General features: G+C 74.2%; 1 protein-coding gene and 2 pseudogenes. 1 reads left to right on the top strand and 2 read right to left on the bottom strand.

The genetic code is table 11. From position 1 onward, the window contains the following. A pseudogene (locus SACPADRAFT_RS32435) lies at positions 1 to 220 on the bottom strand (acyl-CoA thioesterase domain-containing protein); the annotation flags it as partial. 49 nt (positions 221 to 269) lie between these two features. Beyond that, complete coding sequence (locus SACPADRAFT_RS0207980; protein ID WP_028662315.1) at positions 270 to 1,229, bottom strand: RecB family exonuclease; 960 nt, start codon at positions 1,227 to 1,229, stop codon at positions 270 to 272. A 163-nt stretch (positions 1,230 to 1,392) separates the two neighbouring features. Here SACPADRAFT_RS0207980 and SACPADRAFT_RS32430 point away from each other — a divergent pair. Further along, positions 1,393 to 1,559: pseudogene (locus SACPADRAFT_RS32430) on the top strand (site-2 protease family protein); the annotation flags it as partial.

Here is a 1,559-nt window from a genome sequence, read left to right as displayed (position 1 = left end):
GGCCCGCACCGTCAGTTCGGTGAGCGGGGGCGGGGCCGAGGATCTCGACGGTGACCCGCGCCAGTCGCCGCGCCGAGTCGGCGGGCAGCGCCTCCAGCTCCCGCACCAGCAGCGCCGACGGGGGCCCGAAGTGCTGCGCGTCCGCCGACCACGGCCCCGACGTGTGTTCCGTCGGCAGGAACCGCCCGCCGCCCCGGGGGACGTAGAACGCCTCGGTCACCGCATACCGCCTTCCTCGTGCGCCGCCGGTCAGGCCGCCCGGTCCAGCGTCAGTCCGCCCGGTCGAGCACGGACTCCACCCCCGGGTCGGGCTCCGGCCACCCCGGGTACTCCGGTGGGGTCCCGCCGAACGACGGGCACAGGTGCTGGAACGAGCACCAGCCGCACAGCTTGCTCGGACTCGGCCGGAAGTCGCCCGTGGCGCCCGCGCGGAGGATGGCCTGCCAGATCGCCTCCAGGGTGCGCTCGAAGCGCGCCAGCTCCGGCTCGTCCGGGGTGTAGGCCAGTTCCTGCCCATCACGCAGGTAGAGCAGCTTCAACTGGCTCGGCACCACGCCCCGCAGCCGCCACAGCACCACGGCGTAGAACTTCATCTGGAACATCGCCTTGGCCTCGCCGATCTGCCGCGGCGCCGCACCGGTCTTGTAGTCCACCACCCGGATCTGCCCGGCGGGGGCGACGTCCAACCGGTCGATGTAGCCGCGCAGCAGCACGCCCGAATCCAGCTCGGTCTCCACGTGCAGCTCACACGCCTCCGGTTCGAGCCGCCGCGGGTCCTCCAGCGCGAAGTAGGATTCCAGCAGCCGCTCGGCCGAGTCGAGCCACTCGGCCTCCGCCTGTTCGGAGATCTCCCCCCGGCCTTCCGGCGGGTCGGGCACGAACAGTTCCCTCCACTCGGGAGTCTGTTCGGACAGTTCCGACCACGTGGGGCGCAGCAGTTCCCGGGCACGGTCGGGGACCCGCTGCTCGCGGGGGAGGGCGAACACGCGCTCCAGCACCGAGTGCACGAGCGTGCCGCGCACCTGGGCCTTCGTCGGCGTCTCGGGCAGCCGGTCCACCGCGCGCAACCGGTAGAGCAGCGGGCACTGTTTGAAATCGCCCGCCCGGGACGGCGACAGCGCCGGTCGGCGCACGACCCCGTCGTGCCCTCCCGCAGCGCCCACACCCGCCCCGGTGGTGTCCGCGGCGCCGGTGGTGTACCCGGCCGTGTCGGTCGCGCCCTCAGCCATGCGGGGCAGCGTAACGGTCGCCGCCGACACCGCCCGTGCTCCGGGCGGCCCGCCGGCGAGGTCACGTGATCCGAACACCGCACGCCCTAACCTCGACGGCGTGCGCGCGACGAGCGAGGACCCGGCCACCGGGCCCGGACACGACCGTGGTCCGGACCCGGGCGTGCCGCTGTTCCGGATCGGTGGGGTCCCGGTCTCCCTGGCGCCGTCGTGGTGGCTCGGCTCGGCCGTCGTGGTGGCGCTGTACACACCGCTGGTGGCCCGGCTGCTGCCGGGCGCGGGGGTGGCGGTGTGTCTGGCGCTGGCCGCGGCGTTCGCGGTGCTGCTGGG

The sequence above is a fragment of the Saccharomonospora iraqiensis subsp. paurometabolica YIM 90007 genome, from assembly GCF_000231035.2.
GTDB lineage: Bacteria > Actinomycetota > Actinomycetes > Mycobacteriales > Pseudonocardiaceae > Saccharomonospora > Saccharomonospora paurometabolica.
The sequence above is the reverse complement of the archived record's forward strand: the minus strand, read 5'-3'. Positions and strand labels throughout refer to the sequence as shown.

What these genes read in the sequence shown, in the direction of transcription:
- SACPADRAFT_RS0207980 (WP_028662315.1), bottom strand. Translation starts at nt 1,229, where the DNA reads ATGGCTGAGGGCGCGACCGACACGGCCGGGTACACCACCGGCGCCGCG.